The sequence below is a fragment of the Galbibacter sp. genome (assembly GCF_048266365.1).
Taxonomy (GTDB): Bacteria; Bacteroidota; Bacteroidia; order Flavobacteriales; family Flavobacteriaceae; genus Galbibacter.
In genome coordinates this window covers 124,008-139,956 of sequence record NZ_JBLWZP010000007.1, presented here as the reverse complement: position 1 = coordinate 139,956, position 15,949 = coordinate 124,008, and the positions used below count along the sequence as shown (strand labels likewise).

At 37.9% G+C, this 15,949-nt stretch carries 13 protein-coding genes; 4 read left to right on the top strand and 9 right to left on the bottom strand.

Annotated elements, in window-relative coordinates; genetic code table 11:
* Window positions 1–56 precede the first annotated feature (56 nt).
* The 3 genes from ACN0TV_RS11720 to ACN0TV_RS11710 are packed head-to-tail and all read left to right on the top strand — an operon-like array spanning window position 57 to window position 3,619.
* Window positions 57–749, top strand: a complete 693-nt coding sequence (locus ACN0TV_RS11720; protein WP_417363103.1) for a glycosyltransferase family 2 protein — start codon at window positions 57–59, stop codon at window positions 747–749.
* The gene (locus ACN0TV_RS11715; RefSeq protein ID WP_417363102.1) at window positions 746–2,230 is read left to right on the top strand and encodes a cellulose synthase family protein; all 1,485 of its coding nucleotides are present in this window, start codon (window positions 746–748) and stop codon (window positions 2,228–2,230) included. The genes ACN0TV_RS11720 and ACN0TV_RS11715 overlap by 4 nt, the downstream gene beginning before the upstream one ends.
* Before the next feature lie 3 nt (window positions 2,231–2,233).
* A complete protein-coding gene (locus ACN0TV_RS11710) occupies window positions 2,234–3,619 on the top strand; it encodes a glycosyltransferase 87 family protein (protein ID WP_417363101.1) in 1,386 nt (461 codons plus the stop codon).
* 15 nt (window positions 3,620–3,634) lie between these two features.
* Here the strand turns inward: ACN0TV_RS11710 and ACN0TV_RS11705 are convergent, their stop codons facing one another.
* From ACN0TV_RS11705 to ACN0TV_RS11680, 6 genes are all read right to left on the bottom strand, one after another.
* Entirely contained in the window at window positions 3,635–6,781 is a 3,147-nt protein-coding gene (locus tag ACN0TV_RS11705; RefSeq protein ID WP_417363100.1) for a DUF3427 domain-containing protein, read from the bottom strand.
* A complete protein-coding gene (locus ACN0TV_RS11700; protein ID WP_417363099.1) occupies window positions 6,778–7,158 on the bottom strand; it encodes a (deoxy)nucleoside triphosphate pyrophosphohydrolase in 381 nt (126 codons plus the stop codon). Before ACN0TV_RS11700 ends, ACN0TV_RS11705 begins: the two co-directional genes overlap by 4 nt.
* Window positions 7,159–7,394: 236 nt before the next feature.
* Window positions 7,395–8,270: a pseudouridine synthase gene (locus tag ACN0TV_RS11695; RefSeq protein ID WP_417363098.1), complete on the bottom strand. Its 876-nt coding sequence runs from the start codon at window positions 8,268–8,270 to the stop codon at window positions 7,395–7,397.
* A gap of 120 nt (window positions 8,271–8,390) precedes the next feature.
* Window positions 8,391–9,296 (bottom strand): geranylgeranylglycerol-phosphate geranylgeranyltransferase, encoded by a 906-nt coding sequence (locus ACN0TV_RS11690; RefSeq protein WP_417363187.1) that lies wholly within the window; start codon window positions 9,294–9,296, stop codon window positions 8,391–8,393.
* A 14-nt stretch (window positions 9,297–9,310) separates the two neighbouring features.
* Window positions 9,311–10,246 (bottom strand): mevalonate kinase, encoded by a 936-nt coding sequence (locus ACN0TV_RS11685; protein WP_417363097.1) that lies wholly within the window; start codon window positions 10,244–10,246, stop codon window positions 9,311–9,313.
* A gap of 32 nt (window positions 10,247–10,278) precedes the next feature.
* Window positions 10,279–11,361: a diphosphomevalonate/mevalonate 3,5-bisphosphate decarboxylase family protein gene (locus tag ACN0TV_RS11680; protein WP_417363096.1), complete on the bottom strand. Its 1,083-nt coding sequence runs from the start codon at window positions 11,359–11,361 to the stop codon at window positions 10,279–10,281.
* A gap of 117 nt (window positions 11,362–11,478) precedes the next feature.
* Between ACN0TV_RS11680 and ACN0TV_RS11675 the strand changes: the two genes are divergently transcribed.
* Window positions 11,479–11,952 (top strand): TspO/MBR family protein, encoded by a 474-nt coding sequence (locus ACN0TV_RS11675; protein WP_417363095.1) that lies wholly within the window; start codon window positions 11,479–11,481, stop codon window positions 11,950–11,952.
* 17 nt (window positions 11,953–11,969) lie between these two features.
* Here ACN0TV_RS11675 and ACN0TV_RS11670 read toward each other — a convergent pair whose 3' ends face one another.
* Genes ACN0TV_RS11670 through ACN0TV_RS11660 form a run of 3 tightly spaced genes read right to left on the bottom strand, consistent with a single transcriptional unit; the run spans window position 11,970 to window position 15,943 of the window.
* Window positions 11,970–13,247: an NAD(P)/FAD-dependent oxidoreductase gene (locus tag ACN0TV_RS11670; RefSeq protein ID WP_417363094.1), complete on the bottom strand. Its 1,278-nt coding sequence runs from the start codon at window positions 13,245–13,247 to the stop codon at window positions 11,970–11,972.
* 29 nt (window positions 13,248–13,276) lie between these two features.
* Entirely contained in the window at window positions 13,277–14,029 is a 753-nt protein-coding gene (locus ACN0TV_RS11665; RefSeq protein WP_417363093.1) for a glycerophosphodiester phosphodiesterase, read from the bottom strand.
* Window positions 14,030–14,059: 30 nt separating this feature from the next.
* The gene (locus ACN0TV_RS11660) at window positions 14,060–15,943 is read right to left on the bottom strand and encodes an alpha-amylase family protein (RefSeq protein ID WP_417363092.1); all 1,884 of its coding nucleotides are present in this window, start codon (window positions 15,941–15,943) and stop codon (window positions 14,060–14,062) included.
* Between the last annotated feature and the right edge of the window lie 6 nt (window positions 15,944–15,949).

Here is a 15,949-nt window from a genome sequence, read left to right as displayed (position 1 = left end):
GGCTGATAGTTAAAAGTGTTGCCTGTATATTTGCCGTGCACCAAAGATCATTTTCAATGCAAGTAATAAAAGTTATTATTCCTGCCTATAACGAAGAAGCTTCCATAGGTTTGGTCATCGCTGATATTCCTAACATAGTAGATCAGGTGATCGTGGTTAATAACAACTCTACCGACCACACCGCATTGGTGGCGTACATGGCTGGTGCTACCGTTTTAAACGAAACCAAAATGGGGTATGGCTATGCGTGTTTAAAAGCTATGGATTATATCGCACAGCAGGAGGATGAACCGGATATCATTGTTTTTATGGATGGTGATTATTCCGACTATCCAGAAGAGTTGATCAAAATCATAGACCCTATCTTAACCCAGGATATCGATATGGTTATTGGGACAAGAAATGCCGCAGGCAGAGCTAAGAATTCCATGACACCTCAACAACTTTTTGGAAATTGGTTAGCCACTTTTTTGATGCGCTTATTTTTCAATGCAACGTATACGGATCTTGGACCTTTTAGAGCGATCAAGTACCCTAAACTATTAGCTTTGCAAATGCAGGACAAGACTTATGGTTGGACTGTTGAAATGCAGCTAAAAGTATTAAAAAAGAAATTTTCATATACTGAGGTTCCTGTAAAATACCGAGAACGCATAGGTGTATCTAAGGTATCCGGAACGCTGAAAGGCACGGTAATGGCCGGGGTTAAAATATTGGGTTGGATCTTCAAATACAGCTTGAAAAAATGATAGAAATCATCACCTATATTGTATTTAGTATATATCTATTAGCGCTGCTATTAATTCTTTTCTATAGCCTTGCCCAGCTGAACTTACTGATTAATTATCTACGCTCTTCAAAACAGCAAATTAAGGCTCCTGTATTTGATTTCAACGATTCCTCACAAATTCCTTTAATCACCATACAGCTCCCAATCTACAACGAGGCCTACGTGGTTGAGCGGCTATTGGATAATATTGTGAAAATGGATTATCCATTGGATAAACTTGAGATTCAGGTATTGGATGACTCTACAGATAGTTCACTGGAGAAGACGGCGAATAAGATCGATCAGCTACAATCAAAAGGCCTCGATATTGTACATATTCTTCGTGACAATAGGGCGGGGTTTAAAGCAGGTGCATTAAAAGAAGGTTTGGCAGTTTGTAAAGGGGAGTATATCGCAATTTTTGATGCTGATTTTTTGCCCAAACCGGACTGGCTTAGAAAAACTGTGCCTTTTTTTAAGGATGACAGCATTGGGGTGGTACAAACCAGATGGGGACACATCAATCGAGACTACTCAATACTTACAAGGATTCAAGCCTTTGCACTTGATGCACATTTTACCATTGAGCAAGGGGGCAGAAATGCTCGAGGTCACTTTATCAACTTTAACGGTACGGCCGGTATATGGCGAAAAGCCTGTATTTTAGACGCAGGAAATTGGGAAGGAGATACCCTTACCGAGGATTTGGATTTAAGTTATAGAGCACAGCTTAAAAAGTGGAAATTCAAATACCTTGAAAAGGTAGAAACACCCGCTGAACTTCCTGTTGTTTTAAGTGCAGCTCGAAGTCAACAGTTTCGCTGGAACAAAGGAGGTGCAGAGAATTTTAGAAAAAGTTTACCGAAGCTTTTAAGTTCAAAAAATATTCCACTAAAAACTAAAATTCATGGAATACTCCATCTGCTAAACAGCTCGATGTTTCTTTGCGCTTTTTTGGTGGCTATATTAAGCATCCCTGTTTTATACCTCAAACAGCAGCCTTCCTTTCCAAAATGGATCTTTGATGCCAGTGTTGTTTTTTTACTGAGCACCCTGATTCTGTTCGTATGTTATTGGTTCACTTATAAGCAGCTAAGAGGAAACAATGTCAAAAACTTCTTCGGATACTGCGCCTTGTTCATTGCTTTTTTCACCGTCTTACTAGGCTTTACACTTCACAATAGCTTTGCAGTACTCCAAGGACATTACGGGAAAAGGACGGACTTTGTACGAACGCCTAAATTCAACATTAACTCTCTTAAAGATCAGTGGAAAGGGAATACTTATATCTCCGGTAAAATTTCAAAAAGTGTTGTATTGGAAGCCCTTTTATTACTGTATTTTCTTTTTGGAATTCTAAGTGCTTTTGTATTGAAGGATTACAGTCTGCTAGCATTTCACATCATGCTTTTTTTTGGATTTAGTTTTGTACTTTTCCATTCCGTTAACTTTAAATCCTAAACATTGCACTACTTCAAGGCTCATAAGTTTCCCATTTTATTTATTATTTCCAGCCTGTTGTTTTATATGGCCTTTGCGTATGATTTACAGCGTACTGACACTGTAAAATTGATCAGTCTGTATGCAGCATTATTCTTTTTTTATTATAAGATTCTACAGTTTGAAAAGGGGAATCTTAAACTGCTATTCTGTTTTGGAATTCTATCAAGACTTGTTTTTATAGTAGCGATACCAAACTTATCACAGGATTTTTATCGTTTTCTGTGGGATGGACAACTCATCAATAACGGAATCAATCCGTATCTACACACCCCTGAAGAACTCATCGCCTCAGGAGAGTCTTTGTTTCCGACTGCACAACAACTCTACAAAGCAATGGGTGCCCTAAGTGCAGGACACTATAGCAACTATCCTCCCCTAAGTCAGCTCTTTTATTATCTGAGTTCCTTTTTCGGACAACAGAATATCATGGGAAGTATTATATTTCTACGCCTGAGTCTTATTGCGGCTGACGTTGGAATACTCATAATTGCCCAAAAGATACTAACGCTTTTAGGGCAGGATAAGCACAAAGCATATTGGTATTTCTTAAATCCATTTATCTGCATTGAACTCGTTGGAAACTTACATTTTGAGGGCTTGATGCTATTGTTTTTCCTACTTGGAATCTATCTTCTACTTGAGCGAAAATGGACGGGATCAGCAATAGCTGTTGCCTTATCTATTGCGACCAAGCTAATTCCCTTGTTATTCTTGCCTGTACTTCTTCGCCTGTTAGCAAAGGGAACAAAGGCAATGAAAACTAAAAACAAGGTCAATATGCAGCATTGGAATTTTCTTAGACCGTTAGGCTATTACAGCCTAACAATAGCTGTTGCAGTGGCTACTTTCATACCATTTCTTTCTTCTGAACTAGTGCAAAAGTACTTGGGGACCATTGGACTGTGGTTTCATAATTTTGAATTCAATGCAAGTTTTTACTACCTGATTAGGGAGATAGGGTTTTTGTACAAAGGATATAACATCATAGATCTCGCCGGTTTAAAAATGGCTGTGGTAGTATTGGTGTTTATTCTGCTGATAAGTGTTATAAGAAAGAATGAAAAACCCAACATAGTAATGAGCACCATGTTGTTTGCCATAACATTTTATTTGGCCTTTACAACAACGCTGCATCCTTGGTACGTGGCAACTCCGCTCTTGTTATGTGTGTTTACCAACTATAAATTTCCTGTGGTATGGAGCTTTATTGTGGCCTTGAGCTACCTCGCATATTCACAACCGAATTTTGAAGAGAACCCTTGGATACTTACCTTGGAATATCTTGTCCTCTACGGATGTTTTATCAAAGAGGTCTATTTGAAACAACCCATATTAAGGCATTTATAGGATATATGTTCAATATTATCCAATTGCCATTTTAGCCGATGAAGCCCAAAGATATTCAGGGATCGGATGCTGTAATTCCCAGGTTATAGACATTGGTTTTGAACCACTATAGTTCTTAAAATTAGCCAAGCCTACAAATACATAACCCTGGGTTCTATTATATTGATCATTCTTTGCCTCCCGAATAAAGAGTAGGATGTTCTTTTTGTTATTTATGTGATTCATATAGGACAAACCTTTGGGAGAACTGTCGGATGTGCTGTTTTGTGATTGCCAATGAAACAAGGTTTCACTGATTGCATAATCCTCATACATGGTCGTAGGAGAAAAGTCTTCTTCTGATTTTTGTAGATTGACAAAGAGTAATTCAATGTTCAAATCTTTATTTTCTGCAACGCCCTCTCGATTTGTACTCATTTTCTCCACTGTAGTTAGGCCAAATGCAACTAGTATTTGATCCCTAGTATATCGAGCATGTAATTGCAGAGGCTGATCATATTCGAGCTCTACACATAAACTCTCCTGAAAATCTACAAGATCAATACGCATCCTTAAATAGGCCTTTATCTCCTCTACATAAGTCTTGTTTTTACCGATTTCACCAATGGTTTCTTTAAGTGGTCTATCGCTGGCTTGTTGCCAAAAATCGTAATGTAACATCGTTAGAAACAATTGATTTTTTTGATTGTTTCCTACGATATCCACATCAAAATTGTGTTCTGCCAAAAGGAGTATGAATTCAAAATAACTTAACGAATTTGTTGCTGCCCATTTGTTGGTAAGCATGCTCTTGTAACGTTTTTCGTTTTTTTCATCGTAATGCTCTAAAACCCTAGCTTGATAACAAAGATGTGACCATGTTCCACGAAGGTAAAGTCGCTCAAAAGGGATTTGAGTGATTTTCAAAAAGTTCGATAGTGTGAATGGTAGATAGGTTTGATTTGGATACTGTTGAATTTTCTTGATTAGGTCACTTTTTCGCAAGGAAGTCGCCTTTCTTATATTGTTCAAGATTACATTCTTGGCTTTTTTTTCCATCAATATGGAGCACCCTAGTGGAAGATGAATAAAATCATTTTCTATTTCCTTTTGAACTGTGGTGTTTGTCTTTCCTATTAGCGCCCTAAATTTACTTTCAAAATCATAATTTACATGGGCATTACCAACAAAATCCAGTACGGTTAGTGAATCTTTCCCCTGGTACAAGCGAAGTCCGCGACCAAGTTGTTGCAAGAATACAGTTAAGCTTTCGGTCGGTCGAAGAAATAGAACAGTATCAATCTCCGGAATATCGACACCTTCATTAAAAATATCAACAACAAATAAATAGTTAATATTCCCCTTTTTGAAATCGTTTAAAATATCAGCGCGTTCATCACTGTTTATACTGGTTAGCGACTGAGCTTTTAGGCCAGCTCTAGTGAACTTATTCTTCATGAACTCTGCATGGACAATACTTACACAAAACCCGATTGCCTTTACCTGAGTATAGTCTTTTGTATACTCTTCGAGCTTATACAAAATATCTCGTGCCCTTTGATCAGATTGTGTATATACCTTGGTGAGTTCACTCTGATCATAATTACCTTTTACCCAACTTAATTTATCAAGATCCACGCTGTCTGAAACTACAAAATATTGAAAAGGGCACAATAATTTGTTGTTCATTGCATCTGGAAGTCTTATTTCCGCAGCAATTCTATTGTTAAAATCCGGAAGAATACTTTTACCGTCGGCACGCTCCGGTGTGGCAGTCAATCCCAGGAGAATTGTAGGTTTAAGAAATTCGAGTACCTTTTGATAGCTTTTTGCTTGTGCATGGTGTACTTCATCTAGAACTACAAAATCGTAATAATCGGCACTAACATAGTCTCTCTCCAACTGATTCGAAAATGATTGAATAGTGCCAAATACTGCGCGTTTGTCATTCGGCACCTCTCCATTGCCTAGCAGCTCACCATAATTTGAATCTCGAAGTATGTTTCTAAAAGTATTTCGCGCCTGAATTAAAATCTCAATCTTATGCGCTAAAAAAAGTAATTTGCTCTCTGGATGTTCTATTAAATAATTCTTAAAATCAAAGGCAGAAATAATAGTTTTACCGGTTCCGGTAGCAGCCACCACAAGATTATGATAACAATGATGAACATTACGCTCAACAACTAACTTCTCTAAAATCTCCAATTGATAGTGGTAAGGCTTTAGATCAAAAAAAGTCGCCAATCCATCTGAGGACTTGCCAATTTTATTGCGTGTTAGGGCCTTGTGCAAATCCTTAAAATGTCGGGAATCATCATAAACTTCGAACTCAGGTGTTTCCCAGTATGTATTAAAGGTCTTCTGAAATTTGTCTATTATATGTGGAATTTCTTTGGTGGTAACCTTAAGATTCCACTCCAATCCATCAGTTAAGGCCGAACGTGAAAAATTAGAGGATCCAATGTAAGCCGTATGAAAACCCGTATTGCGATGAAAATAATACGCTTTAGCATGTAAGCGTTCATTGGTGGTATTATACGAAATCTTTATTTCTGTATTCTTTAATTTAGACAGTTCTCTAATGGCTTTGGCATCCGTAGCACCCATATAAGTGGTCGTGATTACACGAAGGCTACCTCCTTGATCCGTAAATTCTTTAAATGCAGATCTGAGCATCACTATGGCTTTCCATTTAATAAATGAAACCAGTAGGTCAACACGATCTGCAGATAGGATTTCTTTTTTTAGTTCCCCTTCCAATGTCAATCGTACATTCCCACCTGTAAATAATTCACTTTGGGTTAAGCGCGTAATCGGAGTAATCTCCTTAAGCCTAAGATCAAGATCCGTGTAATGCGAGTCTATTTTATTAAATACCGCATTCAAAATTTCACCCTTATCATCAATTAAATCTTCTTGAAAATCGTAATGGTCAATCTCTTGATGCAAAAATTCAATGAGACGATTACTTATTTCAATTTGCCGTTCGAGTCTTAGGTCCCTTTTCAATCTAATATTTTGAAAAGCTTTCTGTATTGAACTAAGCAAATGCATGGATAGGACTCGTATTGCTTCTTCTTTATCAACAGCGGTCTTATTAATAAAATAGGACTGCTCAGGAAGATCTTTTAATTTAACAGACAAGGATTCTGTTATGAGTGATTCGTAGATTCCTGGACTCATTGGGATAAGTATTCTTTAACTATAGGAATGTCCGCAGCAGCCCAATCGTAATTTAACATTTCTTCAGAAGAAACCCATTTTAACTCAGCGTGTTCAATCGCTTTGGGCTCCCCTGAGTCAAGAGTTGCCAAAAACGGATATAGGCATATCGAAAAATCATCGTATTTATAACTGACCATTTGTAATTCACCCTTTACAGTAATTTCAATATCGAGTTCTTCTTTGATTTCTCGGACCAAACAAGCTTCTTTGGATTCTCCTTCTTCTATTTTTCCACCGGGAAATTCCCACTTTAACGGCAATTTCATCGTCGAGGATCTCTGGCAAATAAGTATTTTTCCTAGATGCTCAATTAGAGCACAACTTACGTGTATCATTCCTTAAAGATAGTAAAATATACTCAGCTTTTTACTAAAGTGAAATGGATGAAAACCTTTCTGAAAACAGGAATTTAAATGGGTGTACTCATGCCGTATAGCACTACTTAGGTCAACCAATTATAGAAAGAAGATTAGTGGCGATGCTTTTTTTTAATTATTGACTTAGACACTTAACCACTAAAGCTTTTGAAATAGCATGGAGCCGTATTCATCATCATCCTTCATTTTGACACTTACAGCATTTGAAGATTAATCACCTCCTGTTTAGTAAGATGACGCCAAGTTCCTCGAGGCAAATCTTTCTTAGTAAGTCCTGCAAAAACAACCCTATCCAATTTGAGCACCTCATAATCCAAGTGTTCAAAGATTCGATGTACAATTTTGTTTTTATTACTGTGGATTTTAATTCCAACTTCATTTTTATTCCCACCTTCAACCATGGAGATTTCATCTACCTTGATCACGCTGTCATCGATTTTCAATCCTTCTTTAATAGCGTATAAGTCTTTCGTTTGGAAAGATTTATTTAAGGTAACTTGGTATATTTTACGAACGTCACGACCACTGTTTGTGAGCTTTTTGGAAAGATCGCCGTCATTGGTGAACAACAATAGTCCTGTAGAACTGCGTTCTAACCTTCCAACCGGAACAATTCTGGCTTTCGTAGCCTTGGCCACTAAGTCCATAACCGTCTTACGTCCCTTTTCATCACTAGTCGTGGTTAAGAAACCTTTTGGTTTGTTGAGCAAAATATAAACTTTCTTTTCAGGGTTAATAGCTCTTCCGTCAAATTTCACAACGTCATTAAGCTCAACTCTATATCCCATTTCAATAACTACTTCGCCATTGACAGTTACATTCCCGGAGGCGATATAGATATCAGCATCCCTACGAGAGCAAATCCCGCTATTGGCAATATATTTATTCAACCTGATTTGATCAGGAGACATTTGTGTCTTTTTTGTTTTATGTTGATTCTGAATTGGAGCATTCCCTCGAGAATAGCTTTCTTTTTTAGGCTGCCCACCTTGTCTTCCAGAGCGTTTTTTATTTTCACCACCTTGTCTGTCAAAACTTTTCCCCTTTTTTGAATTATCTGCTCTGCCCATTGTTTAAATTTTAAGCAAAGATATATTAATTCTACACAATTATTACAAAACAATTTCGCTCACTTTGCTCAGAGAATTAAACCATCAGCGAAATCTTAATCTAAACTATCACGATAGTATTCAATGGATTCGGTGTAACACCAAATTGATATCAATTAAAAGTATACTCAAAACTCCCGAGATGATAATAAACTTGAGGATATTGTGCAATACCACATAATGTATTTTAGTAGAAGATCTCCACAAAATAAATAAGAAGACTAGCAACAAAAATATACACGCATAAAAGAATAAATACATATGGCCGACCTCAAACCTAGCAATAAGAAGGTATGCCGGAACGAACGACAATAAGGTGAACAAGGTAATTATGGTCTTCGAAATCCGCTCTCCATATACAACTGCAATGGTCTTGTAGTTTTGTGCCAGATCTCCTTTAATGTTCTGCAAATCCTTTACCAATTCTCTAATCAAGATGATTAAAAACAAGAATACGGCATGGACAAATATGACCAATTGGAAGTTTTTGTAGTACACAAAAATAGCAAAGAAAGGAGCAATAGCCAGGGTTGCAGATACTAAGTTACCCAAAAAGGGTATCCGTTTTAATTTATGAGAGTAGAACCAGATTCCAAAAATATAACTAGAGAAAAATACCACGGATCGAAAAGAAACGTAGCTTGCAAAAATAACCGACACAAAGTTCAGTACAAAATATGTTGTCAGCTTAAAACGCTGACTTACGATACGGTCCAATAAAGTCTTTGTAGGCCGGTTTATCAGATCCTTTTCGGCATCGTAAAAGCTATTGATAATGTATCCGGAGGCAATAGCAATGGCAGAAGCTGCAACAATACAAAACAGGTAGGGGTCAAACAAAATGGTGGCCAGCGCGCTATCCGGGGCAAGTATATAAAGTGAGGTAAGATACTGTGCCAGCGCGATCACCAATACGTTGTATCCCCTAATTACCGAAAAAAGGCTTAGGAACTTAAGAAGTAAAAGTTTCTGCCTTCGGCTAATTATCATAATGTCAATCCTTAGAAATTATAAACAACTTCAAGCTTATATCCATCCAATGCCTTTCTGGCCTTATCAATATCTTGTGTAAACCCTAAGAAATATCCTCCACCTCCTGAGCCACAGAGTTTCAAGTAATAATCATTGGTGTCAATACCATGCTTCCATAATTTATGGAATTCTGCAGGAATCATTGGTTTAAAGTTGGTCAGAACCGTATTAGAAAGTTGCTTTAAATTGCCGAACAATGATTTTACATCACCTTTCAAAAAGTCCTCAACGCAGGCATCTGTATGCTTGATAAACTGGTCCTTTAACATTTTTCGAAAACCTTCCTGCTTCATACTCTCCATAAAGATCTGTATCATCGGGGCAGTTTCTCCTGTGGATCCACTATCCAGTAAAAAAACAGCTCCTTTACCATCAGTTGTTTGTGATGGAATACCTGTAGGCTGAATATTGTCTTTTGAATGAATTAAAATTGGAAGACTCAAATAACTATTTAAAGGGTCAAGACCTGAAGATTTTCCGTGAAAGAAAGACTCCATCTCACCAAAAATGTGCTTTAACTTCAATAATTTTTCTCGAGTTAAATTTTCAAGTACCGTGATTTTTTCATGAGCGTATTTATCGTAAATAGCTGCCACTAGTGCTCCACTACTGCCTACACCGTAACCCATAGGTATACTACTGTCAAAATACATTCCCTTCTCCACATCCGCCTTGAGTTGCCGTATGTCAAAACTGACCATGGTAGAATCTTTTTGAAGATTATCCAAATACTCCGCGAAGCGCCTCAAGCTATCATTCGATTTCTTAGCATCTTCAGTTAAATTATCACTGAGCTTTAAAGCTCCCTTATAGAAATTATAGGGTATGGATAATCCTTTGGAATCTTTGATGATTCCATATTCGCCAAAAAGCAAAATCTTTGAATAAAATAGTGGTCCTTTCATGTATACCTCTGTTGTGCTGTGCTTCTACTAATTTACAGTTTTTTAGCACCAAATCCAATCTGGTCGCAAATATACTGCTCGTTTTTACAATACACAACCAGTTCATTCTTAATAAATTGTAAAACCGATTCTTTTTCTGCCTCAGGATATAACAAATGGACATTAGCCCCGGCATCCAAGGTAAAGCATAAATTACTAGATGAATTAGCTCTGTATTCCCATATTTTCTCTATAATTCGAAGTGTATTTGGTCGAAGCAATAAATAATACGGTTGAGAACTCATCATAATAGCATGAAGTACCAAGGCTTCACTTTCTACTACCTTGACAAATGCTTCTAAATCACCATTTTTTAAAATCACTAGAAGCTCTGATAGATTTTTATGTGCTTGCTCAAATCGAGCAGAAGCAAAGGGATGTCCATTGACAAGGTCGTGCCCCACGCTGCTACTCACCTTTTTCTCTCCGACATCCACTAATAAGACGGTGTCTTGATATTTTTTAAAATTGTCGTGTAGTTCCCCTGTATACTTAACTCCATAAAGATTTGAGCTCTGTGATATATCTTGGTGCTGTCCAAAAACCATTAACGGTCCTTCGATACTTCGACAAGCACTTCCAGATCCTAATCGGGATAAAAAAGATGCTTTTTTGAAGAAAAACTCCTGATCCATATCAGGTATCAAGGTATTCTCCATACTCATAAAACATAGTGCCAAGGCACTCATTCCACTGGCAGAAGAAGCAATCCCACTACTGTGTGGAAATGAATTGGTAGTCCGGATTTTAAAATGATAGGCATTTACAAAGGGCAAATAAGGTTGAACCCGTTTGAAAAATGTTTCTATTTTCGGTGCAAAATCAGGTTTAGCAGCACCATCCAACAAAATTTCGAAACTAAATTCGTTCTCCGTTTGAGATTTAGCACTTACCTGCACCCAAGTCTTGGTATGACAGTTATCCAAGGTAAAACTTATAGATGGGTTAGCCGGAATCTGAATTTCTTTCTTACCCCAATATTTAATAAGCGCTATATTGCTCGGTGACTGCCAGCCAAAGTCTGCTTCCTCTAATTGGCCTGTATATTCTTTAGGAATAAAGTCTTTCTGAATCATGAATCAATTACAGTTTACGCAAAGATAATGCAAAGCATTAAAGTGGCTATCATTTCCTTAAAGTATGCGTTAACATTGCAAATTAATTCGTTATTTTAGTGCTCCTATAGTAAACTTATGTCTAAAAGTCTAACAAAAATAGTGTTATCCATACTAGTTTGTCTCTTTGTAGGCATGCTCTGCGCTGTTGCTACGCAAAGCACTATAGCGCAATGGCACACCAACTTTAACCAACCAGTTTTTCAACTTTCCTCCACCGTATTTATTGGCCTTTGGATTGTTCTAGATATTGTGATAGGGATCTCAGCCGGTATAGTTTGGACTAAAGGATTTTATCATAAATGGGTAAAGACTGCACTTTATCATTTTGGGTTTCAATTACTCTTCAGTGCGTTGTGGTATATGTTGCTTTTTGGATTCCACAAACCACTATGGGCTTATGTAATCATCCTTGTACAATTCATCTTAATCTTATTAACCTATAAGTGGTTTAGAGTGGTAAATCACTTGGCAGCCTATTTGCTAATCCCCTATATAATTTGGGTGTGTTACCTAGCTGTATATACTTTTTATGTATGGCAGCTGAACTAGTCAGCTATGGATAAAGTTCAATTCCGGGAACTTTCCTTATTTCGTTTCTCAGAAATCGCATTTGCGACAATAAACCCTCCTGTCCAGGCATTTTGAAAGTTAAAACCACCAGTCACAGCATCAATATCCAGTACTTCTCCTGCCAAATAAAGTGAACTACATATTTTACTTTCGTAGGTTTTAAAGTTAATTTCTTTGAGATCTACACCTCCCGCAGTTACAAACTCTTCCTTAAAAGTACTCTTCCCGTCAACCTTAAATTGGCATTGGGTGAGTTGTTCTGCCAAACTTCGCAGTAAAGCCTTACTCATATCTGCCCATTTGGTTTGTGTTGAAATCCCAATAGCTTCGAGCAATTTTAACCACAAACGTTTTGGAAGATCAAAGGGGCGGGTGTTGTGCACTTGCTTTTTGGCCTGTTCTTGCTTTAACTCAGTCAAACGGGAAACCATAGTTTCTAAATTGTATTGTGGTAACCAATTCACACGAATCTTAAACTTGTAGTTTAAATGATGAAGAGCCCTAGCACCCCAGGCAGATAATTTGAGTATTGCCGGACCGCTCATCCCCCAGTGAGTAATTAACAAAGGACCGATGGAGGTCGCTGAATTAGGGTTTCCAAGATCAATTGTCCTGCCGGCATCATCCAACAAACTCACCTCAGCATCAGTGGACAATCCCATAAGACCTTGAATTCTATCATCCTTAATATTAAAAGTAAAAAGTGAAGGCACTGCCGACACAATGCTATGGCCCATATTTTCCAGAAGTGCCCACATTTTGGGATTGCTCCCTGTGGTCACTACGACTTGGGCAGTTTGAAAATCTCCTTGGTTTGTTACTACGTTCCAAAGCGCTGTTTGAGAATCTGTTTTCTGAATAGTTTTTACGGCACAGCCGGTGTTTAGTTTGACACCCAGCGAATTGATTTGATCCAAAAAACAATCGATGATGGTTTGAGAGCTATCACTCACCGGAAAAACCCTACCATCCTCTTCAATTTTAAGAGACACTCCACAGGATTCAAAAAAAGCAAAGACGTCTCCACTACAAAATTTGTGAAAGGGTCCTTTGAGTTCTCTTTTACCTCTAGGGTAAGCATTTACAAACTCATTAGGATCAAAGATAGCATGGGTTACATTGCAACGACCTCCACCAGAGATTTTCACCTTGGTTAACACTTGTTTTCCTCGCTCTAGAATTAGAATCTTTTGCTCGGGTTGTAATCTAGCTAATTGTATTGCAGTAAAAAAACCTGCTGCTCCCCCTCCTACAATAATAACGTCAAAATCCATGACGCAAAATTAGGTTTAATTTGCGGGTTTTACTTAATTCGATCAGGATAGTCTGTAATAATTCCATCCACCTTAAAGGTCTTCATGGCATTAATATCCGTCGAATCATTGACAGTCCATGGGTAAATTTTAAAATTCTTTTGATGCATCAGTGCAACATTTTCAGAAGTTAACATTTTAAAGTGAGGGTGGATGGCTACAGCATTTAGCTTCTCACCTTCTGCAATAGCGGTATCGATATCCTCACTGGTAAGAATGCCGATAGGCATTTTAGAATCCAAGGCTCTCATTATTTCCAATTCATCCCATTTAAAACTAGAGATGATAAAGTCTTCTAATTTCCAACCCTTAGTATCGATATAGGATTGTAGTGTTTCATAGACGGGTCTAGCAGTTCCCGCTCCTTTCAACTCTACATTTAACAGCACCTTAGAATCAATCAAATCTAAAACCTCTTGTAGGGTAGGAATTTTAACCCCTCCTTCTAATGACAAGGTATCTAAGGTTTCTTTGGTATACTTTTCTATAGGACCGGTCGCATCGGTTAACCGATCTACAGTATCATCATGAAAAACAATTAAGGAGCCATCTGCTATTTTAAAAACATCGATTTCAATAGCGTCTGCGCCCAGATCCATTGCTTTTTGAATGGATGGTAAGCTATTTTCTACTACATGACCACGAGCACCTCTATGACCTATTATAATGGGTTCTTTTTCCATTTCAGTACAACTTAATACGCTAACCAAAAGTAGTGTTAATAGTCCTTGTTTTTTTAACATGATTGAAGTTTTTTATGTGGATAAACCACATCAGTGTACCTCAAAAATAAATGATTGCAAAGGATTAATCCTAATTTTTGCTTGTCCAATATCGTTTCTTAACATTAATTTGTTACTCTGGCCATACAACAAATCTTTTAGGGAATACTCAGACTTATCAAGATTCCATTTAGCCACAAGATCACTAGGTAGTTGAAGTTCAAATTCATAGGTCTTTTCAGCATCAAAATTTGAAATCACTATTAATTTTTGATCTGCAGTATACCTCACAAAGGCCAAGATATCTTCATTATAGCCTTCACTATTTAGAATGTTGTACAAGTGGAGGTTTTGAGTCTCTCCCATTATCGCAGGCTGACTGATAGCCAGGTTGAGAAGGCGTTTATAAAAATCCCGTAGTTCCTTTTCTTCCGCAGTGGATTGTCCAGCATCAAATTTGCCATTATTCATCCATCTTTGATGGTGTGGAACACCAACGTAATCAAAAATCGAAGTCCTACTGGGTTTACCAAAACCTGCATCCTGAGCTCCCGGTTCTCCTACCTCCTGACCGAAATAGATCATCACAGGTCCTGTACCTATTGTAGCTAAGACAGTCATTGCAGGTTTGGCAATTTCCGCTGATCCTGCAAACTCAGCACTAGCGATACGCTGCTCATCGTGGTTTTCTAAAAAGTATAATAAATGTGGAGCAATGTCCTTAGTCTTCTGACGAACCTGGGCTATATAACTCGTCTTGCCATTATCTTTCATGATTTGTTTTATAGAATCATACATGGCGACCTTATCGTAGAGATAATCCATCTTACCTTTGTAGATATAATCATGATATAAGCTTGGGTTATACACCTCAGCTAATAAAAAAGCCTCCGGGTTTTCCATCTTAATGGATGAGTTCATATAACTCCAGAATTCAACGGGAACCATTTCGGCCATATCATAACGAAAACCATCGACTCCCATAGCAATCCAATACAGGGTGATATCCTTGAATTTCACCCAAGAACTAGGTACATCTTTGCCTTTCCAGAATTCAAAATGCTTTTGGAACGGCAGATTCTCATAGTCATTGGGTAAGGAATCAAAATCTCGTTTACCATCAGGAGAAATACCATAATTGACCTTAACGGTTTCATACCAGTCGTTCTGATCAGGTTGGGAAGCACGTGCACCATTGCCTGTCCATTTTGCAGGATTTTCATCAAAGTACCCATCTATCAACGGGTGCTTTTCTCCTCCTAGGGGGAGGTAACCGTCTCGCCATTTCGGCAGAGTGAAACCCTGGCCTGGATTGTAATAATAATTATTATCCTTGTGATATTGAACAGTTGTGTCATCAGTTGCTCCAAAGTCTTCAACACCTTCAGGTGCCGATATACTGTGATAATTTCTAGCGACGTGATTTGGAACTATATCGATAATCACTTTCATTCCAGCCTTATGCGTACGCTGTATAAGAGCTTTAAATTCGTCCAATCGCTTTGCTGGCTCTGTAGCTAGATCCGGATTCACATTGTAATAGTCCTTTACAGCATAGGGTGATCCGGCCCTACCCTTAATAACTTCAGGGTCATCATTACTGATTCCATACTGGGTATAATCATAAACTAGTGCATGATGTGGTATTCCCGTATACCAAATATGGGTGACCCCTAAGTCCTTGATTTCATGTAATGCCTTGGGGGTGAAATCCTCAAATTTACCAAGGCCGTTTTCCGCTATGGTTCCCCATGGCTTATTAGTAGTGTTGGTGTTTCCAAATAGTCTGGTAAACACCTGATATACCACTTTTTTAGATTCAGTTTTAACCGGCTCTTGGGCAGCATTAGCATTATCGGTAGTCGCTGTTGTACAACTCATTAAAAATGACAAGGCCAACATCGGCAATACGCAAACCAAAAACTTCTTAATCATTTTAAT